Annotated in this window: 14 protein-coding genes; 7 read left to right on the plus strand and 7 right to left on the minus strand. The window is 64.0% G+C overall.

Features of this window, described 5'->3' with window-relative positions; genetic code table 11:
* Positions 1–23: 23 nt before the first annotated feature.
* Positions 24–2,201 carry a malate synthase G gene (locus tag EGJ68_RS06945; protein WP_123033722.1) on the minus strand — a complete coding sequence of 726 codons (2,178 nt, stop codon included), beginning with the start codon at positions 2,199–2,201 and terminating at the stop codon, positions 24–26.
* Between the two features lie 134 nt (positions 2,202–2,335).
* On the minus strand, positions 2,336–3,298 hold the full coding sequence (locus tag EGJ68_RS06950) for a LysR family transcriptional regulator (RefSeq protein WP_123033723.1): 963 nt from the start codon (positions 3,296–3,298) through the stop codon (positions 2,336–2,338).
* Positions 3,299–3,461: 163 nt separating this feature from the next.
* Here EGJ68_RS06950 and EGJ68_RS06955 point away from each other — a divergent pair, with 163 nt between their 5' ends.
* Together EGJ68_RS06955 and rraA are read left to right on the plus strand one after the other, a co-directional pair.
* Positions 3,462–5,231, plus strand: a complete 1,770-nt coding sequence (locus EGJ68_RS06955) for an acyl-CoA dehydrogenase (protein WP_123033724.1) — start codon at positions 3,462–3,464, stop codon at positions 5,229–5,231.
* An 8-nt stretch (positions 5,232–5,239) separates the two neighbouring features.
* Positions 5,240–5,719, plus strand: coding sequence for a ribonuclease E activity regulator RraA (gene rraA, locus EGJ68_RS06960; protein ID WP_123033725.1), 480 nt, complete (start codon positions 5,240–5,242; stop codon positions 5,717–5,719).
* A 17-nt stretch (positions 5,720–5,736) separates the two neighbouring features.
* On the opposite strand, the gene nadC is transcribed toward rraA, so the two are convergent.
* Positions 5,737–6,573 (minus strand): carboxylating nicotinate-nucleotide diphosphorylase, encoded by an 837-nt coding sequence (nadC, locus tag EGJ68_RS06965; RefSeq protein WP_123034098.1) that lies wholly within the window; start codon positions 6,571–6,573, stop codon positions 5,737–5,739.
* Between the two features lie 122 nt (positions 6,574–6,695).
* Between nadC and ampD the strand changes: the two genes are divergently transcribed.
* The 4 genes from ampD to EGJ68_RS06985 all read left to right on the plus strand — a co-directional run bounded on the left by ampD (position 6,696) and on the right by EGJ68_RS06985 (position 11,214).
* Positions 6,696–7,262, plus strand: coding sequence for a 1,6-anhydro-N-acetylmuramyl-L-alanine amidase AmpD (ampD, locus tag EGJ68_RS06970; RefSeq protein ID WP_123033726.1), 567 nt, complete (start codon positions 6,696–6,698; stop codon positions 7,260–7,262).
* Positions 7,259–8,098 (plus strand): regulatory signaling modulator protein AmpE, encoded by an 840-nt coding sequence (gene ampE / locus EGJ68_RS06975; protein WP_123033727.1) that lies wholly within the window; start codon positions 7,259–7,261, stop codon positions 8,096–8,098. The genes ampD and ampE overlap by 4 nt, the downstream gene beginning before the upstream one ends.
* A 117-nt stretch (positions 8,099–8,215) precedes the next feature.
* On the plus strand, positions 8,216–9,796 hold the full coding sequence (locus EGJ68_RS06980) for a sigma-54-dependent transcriptional regulator (protein WP_123033728.1): 1,581 nt from the start codon (positions 8,216–8,218) through the stop codon (positions 9,794–9,796).
* Positions 9,793–11,214, plus strand: a complete 1,422-nt coding sequence (locus EGJ68_RS06985) for a serine/threonine-protein kinase (RefSeq protein ID WP_123033729.1) — start codon at positions 9,793–9,795, stop codon at positions 11,212–11,214. The genes EGJ68_RS06980 and EGJ68_RS06985 overlap by 4 nt, the downstream gene beginning before the upstream one ends.
* Before the next feature lies 1 nt (position 11,215).
* Here EGJ68_RS06985 and EGJ68_RS06990 read toward each other — a convergent pair whose 3' ends face one another.
* Positions 11,216–12,139 carry a 2-dehydropantoate 2-reductase gene (locus EGJ68_RS06990; protein ID WP_123033730.1) on the minus strand — a complete coding sequence of 308 codons (924 nt, stop codon included), beginning with the start codon at positions 12,137–12,139 and terminating at the stop codon, positions 11,216–11,218.
* Positions 12,140–12,224: 85 nt separating this feature from the next.
* On the opposite strand from EGJ68_RS06990, the gene EGJ68_RS06995 reads away from it, so the two are divergent.
* Positions 12,225–12,707: a YajQ family cyclic di-GMP-binding protein gene (locus EGJ68_RS06995; protein ID WP_123033731.1), complete on the plus strand. Its 483-nt coding sequence runs from the start codon at positions 12,225–12,227 to the stop codon at positions 12,705–12,707.
* 41 nt (positions 12,708–12,748) lie between these two features.
* On the opposite strand, the gene EGJ68_RS07000 is transcribed toward EGJ68_RS06995, so the two are convergent.
* The 3 genes from EGJ68_RS07000 to EGJ68_RS07010 are packed head-to-tail and all read right to left on the minus strand — an operon-like array spanning position 12,749 to position 14,483.
* A complete protein-coding gene (locus EGJ68_RS07000) occupies positions 12,749–13,609 on the minus strand; it encodes a choline/ethanolamine kinase family protein (protein WP_123033732.1) in 861 nt (286 codons plus the stop codon).
* Positions 13,594–14,229, minus strand: coding sequence for a nicotinamide riboside transporter PnuC (gene pnuC, locus EGJ68_RS07005; RefSeq protein WP_123033733.1), 636 nt, complete (start codon positions 14,227–14,229; stop codon positions 13,594–13,596). The genes EGJ68_RS07000 and pnuC overlap by 16 nt, the downstream gene beginning before the upstream one ends.
* The gene (locus EGJ68_RS07010) at positions 14,226–14,483 is read right to left on the minus strand and encodes a YkoF family thiamine/hydroxymethylpyrimidine-binding protein (RefSeq protein ID WP_123033734.1); all 258 of its coding nucleotides are present in this window, start codon (positions 14,481–14,483) and stop codon (positions 14,226–14,228) included. Before EGJ68_RS07010 ends, pnuC begins: the two co-directional genes overlap by 4 nt.
* Between the last annotated feature and the right edge of the window lie 4 nt (positions 14,484–14,487).

The raw sequence follows: 14,487 nt of genomic DNA on the forward strand, positions 1-14,487 counted from the left end.
CCGTGTTAGCGGGGCCGCGTCTCTCAGCCGCCGTGCTTGGCCTTGGCCTCGCGGCGCCGCGCGTGCAGCACGGGCTCGGTGTAGCCGCTGGGCTGCTCGCACCCCTGTAACACCAGCTCCAGTGCGGCCTGGAAGGCAATGCTGTCGTCGAAACCCGGTGCCATATTGCGGTAGGCCGGGTCGCCCGCGTTTTGCTGGTCAACCACAGCCGCCATACGCTGCAGGGTTTCCAGTACCTGCGCCTCACTGCAAACGTCATGGCGCAGCCAGTTGGCAATGTGCTGACTGGAGATGCGCAGGGTGGCGCGGTCTTCCATCAGCCCCACGTCGTGGATGTCCGGCACCTTGGAGCAACCCACCCCCTGGTCGATCCAGCGCACCACGTAACCGAGAATGCCTTGGGCGTTGTTGTCCAGTTCGCGCTGGATGTCGTCAGTGCTCAGGCCGGCAGCGCCTTTCAGCGGAATGGTCAGGATATCGTCCAGCGAGGCGCGTGGCCGCGCCTGGAGTTCTTCCTGACGCGCGGCCACGTTGACATCGTGGTAGTGCGTGGCGTGCAGGGTGGCGGCGGTGGGTGAAGGCACCCAGGCCGTGCTGGCACCGGCCTTGGGGTGCGCCACTTTTGCCTGCAGCATGTCCGCCATGAGGTCCGGCATGGCCCACATGCCCTTGCCGATCTGCGCTTTGCCGAGTAGCCCGCAGGCCAGACCCGTATCCACGTTCCAGTCTTCGTAGGCGTTGATCCAGGGTTCCTGTTTCATGGCGCCCTTGGGCGTCATGGCGCCGGCTTCCATGCTGGTGTGGATTTCGTCCCCGGTGCGGTCCAGAAAGCCGGTGTTGATGAATACCAGGCGTTCTTTGGCGCGCTCAATGCAGGCTTTCAGGTTGACGGTGGTGCGGCGTTCTTCATCCATAATGCCGAGTTTGATCGTGTGCCGCGGCAGGCCCAGCGCATCCTCGATGCGGTCGAACAGTGCGCAGGTAAAATCGACTTCATCCGGGCCGTGCATTTTTGGTTTGACGATGTAAATGCTGCCTTTACGGGAGTTATGCAGGGGACCCTCACCGCGCAGGTCGTGCAGGGCGATCATGGCGGTGAACATGCCGTCCATGATGCCTTCGGGGATTTCGCGCCCATCGTCGTCGGTGATCGCATCGTTGGTCATCAGGTGGCCGACGTTGCGCACAAACATCAGGCTGCGGCCGGGCAGTACCAGCTCGTTGCCATCCACCGCCGTGAATACACGGTCCGGGTTCAGGCGACGGGTCAAAGTCTCCTCGCCCTTGCGGAAGGAATCTTCCAGGTCGCCCCGCATCAGCCCCAGCCAATTCCGGTAAACCACCACCTTGTCGGCGGCATCCACTGCGGCGATCGAGTCTTCGCAGTCCTGGATGGTGGTCAGCGCCGCCTCCAGCACCAGGTCCTTGACGCCGGCCGGGTCGGTAGCACCGATATCACTGAGGGGGTCGATCCGGATCTCGATGTGCAGGCCATTGTGCTGCAGCAGCACGCTGGTCGGTGCGTTGCCTTCGCCGCGGTAGCCGCGAAACTGTGCCGGCGTGGCCAGCGAACTGATCTGGCCGCCGCTCAGCACCACCTGTAGGGCGCCGTTGACCACGGTGTAGGCAGTGGCCTGGCTGTGGTCGCCGGTTGACAGCGGACAGTGGGCGTTGAGGAATTGCCGCGCCCAGGCAATGACGCGCTCGCCGCGTACGGGGTTATAGCCGCCGGCGCGCTCGGCTCCGCCGGTCTCGGGGATCACATCGGTGCCGTAGAGGGCATCGTAAAGGCTGCCCCAGCGAGCATTGGCCGCATTCAGTGCATAGCGTGCATTCATGACCGGCACCACCAGCTGCGGCCCGGCGAGTGTGGCGACCTCGGGGTCGACATTTTCGGTGGTGATCGTAAAGTCCGCGGGTTCGGGCAGCAGGTAGCCAATGTCTTCGAGAAATGCCTTGTACTGGGCCCGGTCGTAGTCGGCACCGGGATGGGCGCGGTGCCAGTTGTCGATCTCCTCCTGCATGGCGGCGCGGGTGGCCAGCAGTGACCGGTTGCGGGGCGCGAAGTCGCGCACGATCGCATCCAGCCCTTGCCAGAACTGTGCGGGGCTCACCCCGGTGCCGGGTGCAATGTCCTGTTCCAGGAGGGTGTGCAAGGCCGTTGCAACATGCAGGCCGCCTTCGATGATGCGCTCGCTCATGGGGTTCATTCCTCTGGCTGTGGGGCGCGCTCTGCGCCCACCGGAAAAGGGTCAGTCTACGGCCTGAGGGCTTAATTTATCCAATTTATCGTTTTTATCACGGCCATTCGTGCATTGAATAAAGGTGCCCGCGCTCACGGCAGCGGTGGCTGGTTGTCCATTTCGCGCGCCGTGTCGGCAATGAGCTTACGCAGCCAGCGGTTGGCGGGATTGTGCTGCAACAGTGGGCTCCAGGCCATCTTCAACTCCAGCGGCGGGATGTCCAGTGGCGGGTCGCGCAGTACGACGCGCGGGTTGTTGCGTTTCAGGCGTGCGGCGCGCGTGGGCAGGGTCACGATCAGGTCGTTCTGCTCCGCCAGCGTCATGGCGGCCTGGTAGTGGCGGGTAAAGACCCGTATCTGGCGCTTCTTGCCCAGCCGTGCCAGGGCACTGTCTACCCAGCCGAGGCGCTGTACATCGTCGGGATCCACGCCCACCCCGACGCCCATGCCGGTTTTGCTGACCCAGATGTGCTTCGCCTGCAGGTAGTTTTCCAGGGTGAAGTCCTCCAGCACCGGGTTTTCCGGGCTTAGCAGGCAGGAAAAGCTGTCGTTCCACAGGTGAATCTGGTGGAAGGACTGGGGCATGGAATCGAAGCGGTTGATCACCATGTCCACCTTGCCCCGTTCGACGTCGAGAAAGCTCACGTCGGACGGGGTCATGATATCCAGCGTCAGGCCTGGCGCCTGCAGCCGCAGTTTGCCCAGTACCGCCGGCAGCAGGGTGGACTCCGCGTAGTCACTGGCCATGATGCGGAAAACACGTTGCGCCTGTTCGGGTGCGAACGCCGAGCGCGGTTGCACGGCCTGTTCAATGTTCATTAACACTTCGCGGACCTGGGGCTCCAGTTCAAGCGCACGCTCGGTGGGCGTCATGCCGTCGGAGGTGCGTACCAGCAACGGGTCGTCAAACAGGTCCCGCAGCCGGCGCAGGCCGTTACTCATGGCGGGTTGCGACAGATTCAGCTGGTGTGCGGCCTGGGTCACGTTGCGCTCACGCAGCAGGGCATCCAGATAGACGAGCAGGTTGAGATCGATGCGGTTCAGCTTGGTGGACATAGTATATTCATCTTGAGAATGGCGGGGATGCAGACGATAGATTGTGAAAATTATAGGCCCTTCGCTAGAATTGCCAAGAGGCATTGTTGCGCTGTCCGTGACCCGGGCACACAGGCGCTATACTTTGCCATCCCCTTACCTCATCTATAAGGAATGCATTGCCATGAGCAGCTACCGCGCCCCGATTGAGGACATGACGTTTTTGATCGATGAGTTACTGGATGTCGGGCAAGTCCTCGGTGCATTGCCCGCCTTCGAAGACCTTGGGGTAGGGGCGGAGCTGAGTACGGCACTGCTCGATGAAGGGGCGCGGCTGGCGGGCGATGTGCTGGCACCGCTGCGTCGGGTGGGGGATGAGCACCCGGCAACCTGCGCCGATGGCGCGATTACCCTGAGCCCCGGATACGGTGAGGCATTGCAACAGCTGGGCGCTGGCGGCTGGATGGGCATTTCTTCCGATCCCGCCTACGGTGGTCAGGGTTTACCGGAGCTTTATGCCACAGCCGCCTGCGAGATGTGGAACAGTGCCAACCTCGCCTTCGGCCTGGCACCCATGCTGAGCTCGGGTGCGGCGCTGGCGATTCACGCCCATGCCAGCGAGACGTTGAAGCAGCGCTACCTGCCGAAGATGCACTCCGGGGAATGGGCCGGCACCATGAACCTCACGGAATCCGGCGCCGGCTCGGATCTCGGGGTGATGAAAACCCGTGCGCTACCCGAAGGAGACCACTACCGCATCCACGGCCAAAAGATCTACATCACCTGGGGCGACCACGACGCGACCGATAACATCATCCACCTGGTGCTGGCGAAATTGCCCGATGCGCCCGAAGGCAGCCGCGGTATCTCCCTGTTTCTGGTGCCGAAGTTTCTTGTCAATGACGATGGCAGCCTGGGTGAGCGCAACGACGTGTACCCGGTGTCCACGGAACACAAACTGGGCATTCATGGCAGTCCCACCTGTGTGATGGCATTTGGCGACAATGAAGGCGCCCTGGGCTACCTGGTGGGTGAAGAGAATCGCGGCCTTGCCTGCATGTTCACCATGATGAACGAAGCACGCCTCAAGGTGGGCGTGCAGGGGCTGGGGGCCGCGGAGGGCGCCTACCAGAAGGCGGTGGCCTATGCGCGTGAGCGCGTGCAGGGCGGCGTGCCGATCATTGAGCACCCGGATGTGCGGCGCATGTTGCTCACGATGCGCGCGCTGATCGAGGCCATGCGTGCGCTGGTCTACACAGAAGCGGTCACCATGGACCTGGCGCACCGCGGCGCGGAAACCGAACGCGCCCGGCACCAGTTCCGCATCGATCTGATGATTCCGGTCATCAAGGGGTGGATGACCGAGGTCGGCCAGGAGCTGACATCACTCGGCGTGCAGGTGCACGGTGGCATGGGCTATATAGAAGAAACGGGCGCGGCGCAGTTCCTGCGTGACGTGCGCATCACCTCGATCTACGAGGGCACCAACGGTATCCAGGCGGCGGACCTGGTGTCCCGTAAGCTGGGACGCGATCAGGGCGGTGCCATGCGCGATGCACTGGCCGATGTTGCGGCGACGGTGGAGGCCTTGCGTGCGACGGAACAACCGGCTTTGGTGGCTATTGCACAGGCACTGGCCGCAGCCCTCGCGGGCGCGGAGGAGACAACGGGGCAGCTTGTTGCTGCACTGGATGCGGCACCGGAGCAGGCGCTGGGCGCATCTTTCGATTACCTGATGCAGTGCGGCTACCTATTTGGCGGTTGGCATTTGGCGCGCTCCGCCCTGGTGGCGCAGGAGCGACTGGCCGATGGTTCGGATAACCCCTTCTACACGCGCAAGATCGCTACTGCACGCTTCTACGCTGACCAGGTGTTACCCCGTTGTCGGGCGCACGCCAGCGCCATCGCAGCGGGCCCCGACGCGCTGGCCAGCTATCCTGTCGACTGGCTCTAGGAGGCAATATGGCGCTTTTTTCCACGCCGGATCTGACTGATGCCGCCCCCGAGGCGTTGGTGATTGAATTGCAGTTCCGCGATTTTGGCGCTCATCCATGCTTTGCCGGACGGGCGGTCACGATCAAGTGCCACGAGGACAATTCGCTGGTGAAACAGGCCGTTGCCGAGCCCGGTGAGGCGCGGGTGCTGGTGGTGGACGGCGGCGGCTCACTGCGTCGCGCGCTGTTGGGCGACATGCTGGCGGAAGAGGCGGCGCGCAACGGCTGGAGCGGCCTGGTGATCAACGGCGCCGTGCGCGATGTGGACGAGATTGCCGCTACCCCGCTAGGCGTCAAGGCCCTCGGCGCGACGCCGTTGAAAACCGAGAAACGGGGAGAAGGGCAACGCGATATCGCGCTGCATTTCGGCGGTGCACGTATCTCGCCCGGGGACTATGTCTACGCCGACAACAATGGCATCGTGATCAGCGCTGCACCACTCATCTAGGCGGTAAAACGCTCACTTCAGTCCAGCAGGCGCATGGAGAGGTCCAGGGCCCGGGTGTCCTTGGTGAGTGCCCCAATGGAGATAAAGTCGACACCGGTTTCCGCGACACTGCGCAATGTGGTTTCCGTGATGTTGCCAGACGCCTCCAGTTCCAGGCTTTTGGCCACCAGCGCCACCGCATCGCGCATGGCCTGCAGCGTGAAATTATCGAGCATGACCCGGTCTGCGCCCGCCCCGATGGCCTGCTCCAATTCGGCCATGGTCTCCACTTCCACTTCCACTGGCTTGCCCGGAGCGACCTGGTGCGCTTCGCGCACGGCAGCGGCGATACCCCCGCAGGCGTTGATGTGGTTTTCCTTGATCAGAAAGGCGTCGTACAGGCCGATGCGGTGATTGTGGCAACCGCCGCAGCGCACGGCGTACTTCTGTGCCTTGCGCAGTCCGGGAATGGTTTTGCGGGTATCCAGCAGGCGTACACCGGTGCCGGAGACCAGCGTGGCGTAGTGGTGGCAGCGGGTCGCGGTCCCGGATAACAGCTGCAGGAAATTCAGTGCGCTGCGCTCCGCGGTGAGCAGGGCGCGTGCGGGCCCGCGCACCGTGAAAAGGGTACTGCCAGCGGTAATCAGTTCCCCGTCTGTGCTGGACCACTCCGGTTGCAGGCCGGGGTCCACGGCGGCGAACACGGCGTCGACCCAGGCGCGCCCACAGAGTACGCCGTCCTCACGCGTGATGACGCGCGCCGTCGCTACCGCCGCGGCGGGAATCAGTGCCGCCGTGATATCGCCACCGCCCACGTCTTCCGCCAGCGCGGCGCGCACGTTGTCTTGTATATCGTTGTCAGTAAGCGCGGGCATAGGCTGTGCGTCCATAATGATTGAGCGGGAGAGAGCAGCGCGCAATTGTAGCAGCCCGCCGGCGGTGCGTTGAGCCCCCGCGGGGGCTGCATTATGATGGGCGCTCACGCAGTGGGGTTCGCATGCGCTATACGCTCGATAGGGGTTGGGTCCAACAGGCGCGCGCAGTGCCCTCGCCGAACTGCGGACCACGCCCGCCTGGCACGGTTGTCGACCTGCTGGTGATCCACAATATTTCGTTGCCGCCGGGCTGCTTCGGTGGCGATGCGATTGAGCAGCTGTTTACCAACTGCCTGGACTGGACGGCGCACCCTTTCTACGCCGAGATCTGTGGGCTTGAGGTTTCCGCGCACTTCCTGATTCGCCGCTGTGGCGAGCTGGTGCAATTTGTCGCCACCGATTTGCGCGCCTGGCACGCCGGCCTGTCCTGCTGGCGTGATCGCGAGAACTGCAATGACTTCAGCATCGGCGTCGAGCTGGAAGGGGCCGACGAGGTGCCCTATACCGACGCGCAATATGCAACGCTCGCGTCCCTCACCGATGCACTGATCGCCTATTATCCCGGCTTGTGTCACGATCATCTCGCCGGCCACGCCGACATTGCGCCGGGGCGGAAAACGGACCCCGGCCCCGCTTTCGACTGGTCGCGCTATCGCGCCAGTCTGGCATCCGCAGGAGATACCGCATGACCTTTCTCGCCCTGATCCTTGCGCTGGCGCTGCGACAATTGGGCGGCGCCGAGCCCTGGCTGCATCGCGACCACTGGTGGCAACAGTACCGCGAGCGAATTGCAGCGCATGGGCTGTTGGATGCGGTACAGCTGGTGTTGGTGGTGCTGCTGCCCGCGCTGCTGCTGAGCCTGTTACTGGCCGCCCTGGCACCACTGCTGTTCGGCTTGCCCTGGATAGTGCTCGCGGCCCTGGTGTTGCTGTTCAGCTTTGGTCGCGGTGACTTTCAGGCGCTGGTGGCACAGTACGGTGGCCACTGTGAACGCGGAAACGTGGAAACGGGTTGGCTCTATCTCTGTGATGCACTGGGGGCAGATGACCTGGCACTGGCTTCCGGCCCAGGCGAAATCGATGATGCCTATGCGCAGCTGCAGGGCCGACTGTTGTACGAAGGTTACCAGCGTTGGTTTGCCGTGGTGCTGCTGTTTACCGTGCTGGGGCCGGCCTGGGCCTTTGCCTACCGCCTGCTGCAATTGTATGCGCAGCAAGCCACCGGGCCGGGCGCCGCGCGCGTGCTGTTCGTAGTCGACTGGGTGCCTGCGCGACTGCTGGGGTTGACCTTCGCATTGGTCGGCAACTTTATGCATAGCCGTGACGCGATGCGCGATGCGTTAATGGATTCCTCGCGTGGCGCCAGCGCAATGCTGGGCGCTGTCGGCGCGGCAGCGGCGCAGACGGCGGCTGACGGGTTTGATGCGGTAACGGCGGCCGGTGAAGCGCGGGCACTGGGTGCACTGCTTGCGCGCAGCGCTGTGGTTTGGGTGCTGGTTATCGCACTGGTGGCCATTGCCGGCTGATATCTGCCAGTCGGCTGGCGCGATGCATCAGATGTGACCGCACAGGCGCAAACAGGCGCAGCAGCTGCTAGACTTCCGGTTAAACCCAGCGGAGTGCACTGAACGCCAGGTCTGCCTATGCCGGAAGATATTCGCGCGGATACCACGCTACCCTCGGTATTTGCGCAGCTTACAGCCAGTCCGGCGCGTCGGGTGCGTGCGTTGACGCTGGTATTCCATCCCGACGTTGCGCGCATAGGCGAGCGCGTACTGTTTCCGGGGGTGAGCCGCAAGGCGGCGGTCCTGGGGCGGCAGTCTCCCGCGTTTACCCGCGCAGGCAGCGCCAGTGGCGACCCCCTCGCTGACCCCTATATCAGCCGACAGGCGCTGCGCATCCAGTTTCACAAAGCGGGTGTCACCCTCACGCCCCTGCCCGGTGCCTGCCGCTGCCGCTTCAACGGGGAGTGGGCACAGGAGGCACGTGAGTTTTCCGCCGCGGACCTGCGCCGGGGCATCGTGCTGCAACTTGCTCACAGCGTCGTCCTGCTACTGCGCGAGCTGCCGGTTGCCGCTGGCGCATCATCATCGCGCGCGGCGTCGGCTGCCAACACAGACGACGAGCTGTGTGGCAGCAGCGATTATATGCAGGGCTTGCGTCGCGACATCGCACGGGTTGCCACTTGCGGCCTGGACGTGCTTATCCGCGGTGAAACCGGCAGCGGCAAGGAGCTGGTAGCGCGCGCCCTGCACGCGCAGAGTGAGCGAGCAGTCGGTCCGTTGGTGCCGGTGAACATGGCGGCGATTCCTGCGGGTGTAGCGGCTGCTGTGCTCTTTGGTAGCGCCCGTGGGGCGTTCACCGGTGCAGAGCGTAACAGTGTGGGTTATTTTCAGCAGGCGGAGGGTGGCAGCCTGTTTCTGGATGAAGTGGGAGATACACCGGAAGAGGTGCAACCACAGCTCTTGCGCGCCCTGCAGGAACGCGAGGTACAACCCGTGGGCGGGCCGCTGTGCACAGTGGACGTGCGGGTCATCTCGGCGACAGATGCGGCCCTGGACGGGCCCGATAGCCGCTTTCGCAGCGCCCTGCGACACCGGCTGGGTAGTGCGGAAATCCGCGTTGCTCCGCTGCGCGAACACCCTGAAGACATCGGTGAATTGCTCTGCCTTTTCCTGCAGCGGGCCTGTGCGGAAACCGGCTCAATATCTGTATTGCCCACATCCTCGGAGGAACCGCTACGCATTGCCCGCTGGGCCGAGCTGTTTTACCACTGCCAGCGCCACGCCTGGCCCGGCAACGTGCGCGAGTTGAGCAATTGCGCACGTCAGCTTGTTCTGCATGCAGAGGACGGCTTGCCCCCAGCGCTGGTGTGGCAGGAGGTGGCGGAGGGCGTGGCTGATACGCCGGTGGAGGAGCCAGCCTCAGCCCCGCTAGAACTCGGTGACGACGCCCTGCGCGCCCTGCTCAAACAGGAGCGTTATGAGGTGAGCGCCGCAGCGCGGCGCGCGGGTATGAGTCGGCAGGCCCTGTATCGGCGACTGCCTTCGCTGGGCTTGCGGTTGGCCGCACAGGTGCCCGACGTGGAACTGGACGAAGCGCTTGCGCGCGCCGGGCAGGATATCACCGATGCTGCACGGGCCTTGCGTGTGTCGGCGATCGCGCTGCGCAGTCGACTGGCGCACCGTAGCGTTGCGCGGGCCGGGATGGATAGCGCCGATTGAGGGGCGCCGATCGCATCGGGCCTTACCGCATCCTCCGGCTTATCCGGCGCGGCGGTCAGGGTTCGGTATTTCTGGGTGTTGATGAACGCCTGGGTCGACGTATCGTCGCCAAGATACACGCGCTGCCAGCAGAGCCGGCGCGCAGCCGCAAAGTCCTGCGCGAGGCTCAGGCCGTCGCCGCTTTGGACAGCTCGCGTGTGGTCAAAATGCACGATGTAATCGTTGGCGATACGCATCTTGCCATGATCATGGAATACGTGCCCGGGTGCGACCTGGAGGAGCTGCTCGCTGAGCGGGAACTCTCCCTTGCCAGTATTCTGATTGTGGCCAGTGACGTGGCAGCGGCGATCGCTGCGGGTCGCCAGCGCGGTATCGTGCACGGGGACATCAAACCCGGGAATGTGCTGGTCACGGCGGAAGGGCGTGTCAAGCTGACCGACTTTGGTCTCGCAGCGGAACAGGGCTCTGTCGCGACGGCACGTGGCAGCCTCTCCTGTATTTCGCCCGAGCAGTTGTTGGGCAAGCCGCAGGATGTTCGCTCGGATCTGTTTGCCCTGGGTTGCCTGCTCTATCGCCTGGTAGCGGGTCGCCATCCCTTTCAGGGGCGTCACGGTCTGGATGCGGATGCCCTGTTGCACGGAGCTGCGCCGCCTTTGCCGGCGGCGCTGCCGGATGGCGCCTCGGTGCCCAGTGGCATGGTGCCGCTGGTCGCAAGCCTGTTGGCGGAGAATCCTGAAGACAGGCCCTCGAATACGCACGCGGTGCGACGTCAACTACAGGCGATGGCGGCGGCACAACCACGGCAGTTGCGCTCGCCGTTGCGCGATGAAGCCGAGCTGTATTTCCGTCAGGAGGTCAGTGACGATCTGCCCCTGCAGATTCCCCGCAGCCTCAGCCGGCAGGCGCGCTCCCGCATGCCGCCGCGGCCGGGTGAATGGGCGGTATTCGGTTTTGGCCGGTATTGGCGGCGGCGGCACTGGCTCACGGCGGCTGCTTCACTGGCCTGCGCGCTAGCGGTTGTGCTGTTTGCGCTCTGGCCCCGTGACCAGCGGCTTGCGGTGCCGCGGCCGCTGGTTGTGCTAGAGCCCGCGCACGCCGCACTGCCGGGGACTGATGGTGTTGAGGGCCTGCTGGTGACCTTGCGCGAACAAATGCTGGCCGTGCGGCCGGGGCTGCTGTTCCAGGGAGAATCGGCGCCGTTCTACCCCAGCACGCTTGACCCTACCCGGCGACCGCCGGAGGAAACGCTGCAGATCACGCTGCACTGTTCTCCGGCGCTGTGCGTCCTGGGCCTTGAGCGGGAACGTGGCGGGGCGTACCGCTACCGGCAGGCGCTGGTGCCGCAGGGATCGCCCGCACATCGTTGGCAGGAGCTGACTGGCAGGGCCGTAGCGGAGTTGTTCGCTGCCGACCCCTGATTCAGTCGGGTTGCGGCATAGCTGTCTTCGCTGTGCGCAGGGCGGCGAGCATGGCGCTGTTATGCGGTACGGCAAGGCCCAGCCTGTCTGCTGTTGCGACGAGGAAGGCGGTGAGGTAGTCGATCTCTGTGCGGCGCCCGGCGAGGACATCCTGAAGCATGGAGGAGCGGTTGTGTGCGGTGGCGGCAACCACCTCCATCACCGACGGATACAGGTTGGACACCGCTTCGTGCTGACCCGCCGCCTCGCCAACGGCGGCAATTTCCAGGCACAGGTCCTGCACCTGATCGGTGAGCGCGCTGTCGTCCGCGAGCAGCCCGTTGCGGCAGCGATATAGTGCTGTGAGCGGGTTGATTGCGCAGTTGATGGCAAACTTGCGCCACAGGATGGTGTCGATATTCGCTGCCCAGCGGCAATCTGCATCCAGTGCCTGCCAGTCTCTGAACCACGTGGGTGGGCGCGTCAGGCCTCCGCTGCCGAGCCAGGTGGTTCCCCGTCCGGCGCGACGTACGCAGTCGCCGCCTTCGCGGAACGCTCCCTCGGTGGTGCTGCCGCTGAATACGGTAAGCTGCGGCCACTGCGCGCTGATGCGCTGCTGGTATCCGAGGCCGTTGGCGAGCAGCAGAACAACGGCGCCCTTGGCCAGGCGCGGCTGCACGCTGGTGAGCGCTGCAAGCAGGTCGTAGGCCTTGGTGCACACCAGCAGATAATGAATGGGTTCGGGGCCTGCGGCAGGGCCTGCCTCGAATGTGTGCGCGCGACTGTGCTCGCCTTCCTGCAGGCGTATGTGCCGGGTGCCGTTATCCGGCGCCGCATGCCCCTCTCGCAGCAGCAGGGAACAGCGAATGCCGGCCTCCTGAAACAGGCAGGCGAACAGGCTGCCGATGGCGCCGGCGCCAAGGATATGCCAGTGGCGCTCGCGCATATTAGCGGTGTGCGGGGATTGCAATGCGGTGCCGGCCGATTACCATGTTGGTCCTGTCTTATCGCCTGAATTGGGGAAATGCACTATGCCATCTTTCGACGTTGTATCGGAAGTCGACCTGCACCAGTTGACCAACGCCGTGGATCAAGCCTCGCGCGTTGTTGCCAACCGCTTCGACTTCAAGGGTATCGATGCCGGTTTCGAACGCGACGGGCACACTGTCGCGCTGCATGCGGAGGTGGAATTCCAGCTGGCGCAGATGGAGGACATGTTGCGCAGTGCGTTGATCAAGTGCGACATCGACCCGCAAGCCATGGATGTGGGTGACGCGGTTGCCAGTGGCAAGGCGGTGCGACAGACCGTGACCTTGCGCAACGGGCTTGACAGCCAGCAGTGCAAATCCATCGTCAAGCAGCTGAAGGAAGCAAAGCTCAAGGTACAGGCACAAGTGCAGGGCGATCAGGTGCGGGTTACAGGCAAGAAACGTGACGACCTGCAGCAGGCCATTGCGCTGCTGCGTGAATGCGACATCGACCTCCCGCTGCAGTTCACCAACTTCCGCGATTGATGCGAGGCTGCTTCTGGCGCTGAATCGTCCGGCGCTGCCGCTCAGTGGGCCTCGGTAGCGTCGATGCACTGCGCAAGACGAGACTGTTTTTCCACCAGTGACGCGGCAGCAGGGTCGGTCGCAGTTTCGATGTGCCAGAGTAATTCCAGATAGCGGTAGCCGCACTCAAACAGATTCAGGCGTTGCCAGTCCGGCGCCGCAGGCGCGGTGTGCAGGTAGCCTGTCAGCAGCGCGTGGCGTGCCGGACCGTCGAGCTCATCGCCCGCGCACACCGCGGCGAGGTCGAACCATACGGGGCCGGTGGCGGCATATTCCCAGTCGATTGCCCACAGCTCACCGCCACTGATAACGCGGTTGGCGCGTAACAGGTCGTTGTGACAAAGCCCTTGCGGGCCCGTGTTTTCGAGCCGGTTGAGCAGCGGTCCTACGCGTGCCGCCAGTGCTTGCAGCTGCTGCCAGGTGCCGGGCTGTACAGAGCGCACGGCGCTGGCAGCAGCCTCGCAGCGCGCGGCCAGTGTCGGCCCTGGTGCGAGTTGCGGCAATGCGTGGATGCGACGCAGCAGGGCGCCCACTGTCGTCAGGTTCTCCGCAACGTTCGTATCAGGGCACAGGTAGTCGCACACGAGCACGCCGGCTTTGGTGTCGAGATGGCGCGGTGCGGGCGCGAGACCGGCACTGTGGGCCAGGGCCAGCGCCTGCCATTCGGTGCGCTGCCATGCGGGGTTTGCGGCCAGTTTTTTGCCCGCGAGCCGCAACGCAAACCGCCGGCTATCGCTGGCTATGAGATAGCTGTGATTGTTCAGGCCACAACCCAGTTGTCGCAGCGGGCGTGGCGCGGTGTGCAGATCCTCGACCCGCCATTCACGCCAGGTCTGCAGAGCCCGGTTCAGCCGCTCGTACATTGCAGTAGGTATTGCTTGCGCCACTGTCGGTAGCCGAAAACGACGATAACCAGATACACAGCGAACAGTGCGGCGGTGAGAAACAGCCCGCGCTCGAGATAGAGGTAAATGGAAACGCTGTCTATCACCAGCCAGTACAGCCAGTTCTCCAGCAGTTTTCTCGCCACCATCCACGTGGTGAGAATGCTGCCCCAGGTGGTAAATGAATCCACATAGGGCAACATCGCATCCGTGTGGCGTTCCAGAAGAAAGCCGCTGGTCGCGCTGGCAACCAGGATTGCGGCAACAGCCAGCAGGTGATGGCGCAGGGGCCATGTGCCGATGGGCAGTGGCTGCAGGGACGCCGCCGCTGGTGCGCTGGCGCCGCCACGCCACTGATACCAGCCGTAGAGTGCCATCGCCAGATAGTACACCTGCAACGCGGACTCCATCAGCAGCCCGACCTGCCAGAACAGCCACAGGAAAATGGCTGTGCTGGCGAAGGCTGCATACCAGCACCACAGGCTCTCGCGGACGGCCAGCAGCAGGTAGGCAATGCCCAGCGCCACAGCGGCTAGCTCCCACCCCGAAAGGTTGGCGGCAGCGGCGGTCAGCTGTGCGAGCCAGGCGTCGGTTGTCATGGCGACTGAATGGGTAGCAATCCGGGGATGAACTTGCAGACCAGGACCTGCTTGCCGAAGTCGCGATAACTCGTCTCCAGCGCCGCCTGCACAATACCGAAAACGTCACTGGCATCGCCGCTGATTTGCGTACTCATCGTGTTGGTCACGACGGCGGTATTGCCCGCCGCGGCCAGTTGCTGAATAAAGCGCTGGATGACGGGAATGTAGTCCTCCTGCAGCGGGTAGAGGCTGAGTTCTGCGGTAACGTCCATGGTG

Source organism: Haliea alexandrii (assembly GCF_003719295.1).
GTDB lineage: Bacteria > Pseudomonadota > Gammaproteobacteria > Pseudomonadales > Halieaceae > Haliea > Haliea alexandrii.

Bases quoted from the DNA above. Each gene is read 5' to 3' on its own strand.
- EGJ68_RS06945 (WP_123033722.1), bottom strand. From the start codon at position 2,201: ATGAGCGAGCGCATCATCGAAGGCGGCCTGCATGTTGCAACGGCCTTG.
- EGJ68_RS06950 (WP_123033723.1), bottom strand. From the start codon at position 3,298: ATGTCCACCAAGCTGAACCGCATCGATCTCAACCTGCTCGTCTATCTG.
- EGJ68_RS06955 (WP_123033724.1), top strand. From the start codon at position 3,462: ATGAGCAGCTACCGCGCCCCGATTGAGGACATGACGTTTTTGATCGAT.
- rraA (WP_123033725.1), top strand. From the start codon at position 5,240: ATGGCGCTTTTTTCCACGCCGGATCTGACTGATGCCGCCCCCGAGGCG.
- nadC (WP_123034098.1), bottom strand. From the start codon at position 6,573: ATGCCCGCGCTTACTGACAACGATATACAAGACAACGTGCGCGCCGCG.
- ampD (WP_123033726.1), top strand. From the start codon at position 6,696: ATGCGCTATACGCTCGATAGGGGTTGGGTCCAACAGGCGCGCGCAGTG.
- ampE (WP_123033727.1), top strand. From the start codon at position 7,259: ATGACCTTTCTCGCCCTGATCCTTGCGCTGGCGCTGCGACAATTGGGC.
- EGJ68_RS06980 (WP_123033728.1), top strand. From the start codon at position 8,216: ATGCCGGAAGATATTCGCGCGGATACCACGCTACCCTCGGTATTTGCG.
- EGJ68_RS06990 (WP_123033730.1), bottom strand. From the start codon at position 12,139: ATGCGCGAGCGCCACTGGCATATCCTTGGCGCCGGCGCCATCGGCAGC.
- EGJ68_RS06995 (WP_123033731.1), top strand. From the start codon at position 12,225: ATGCCATCTTTCGACGTTGTATCGGAAGTCGACCTGCACCAGTTGACC.
- EGJ68_RS07000 (WP_123033732.1), bottom strand. From the start codon at position 13,609: ATGTACGAGCGGCTGAACCGGGCTCTGCAGACCTGGCGTGAATGGCGG.
- pnuC (WP_123033733.1), bottom strand. From the start codon at position 14,229: ATGACAACCGACGCCTGGCTCGCACAGCTGACCGCCGCTGCCGCCAAC.
- EGJ68_RS07010 (WP_123033734.1), bottom strand. From the start codon at position 14,483: ATGGACGTTACCGCAGAACTCAGCCTCTACCCGCTGCAGGAGGACTAC.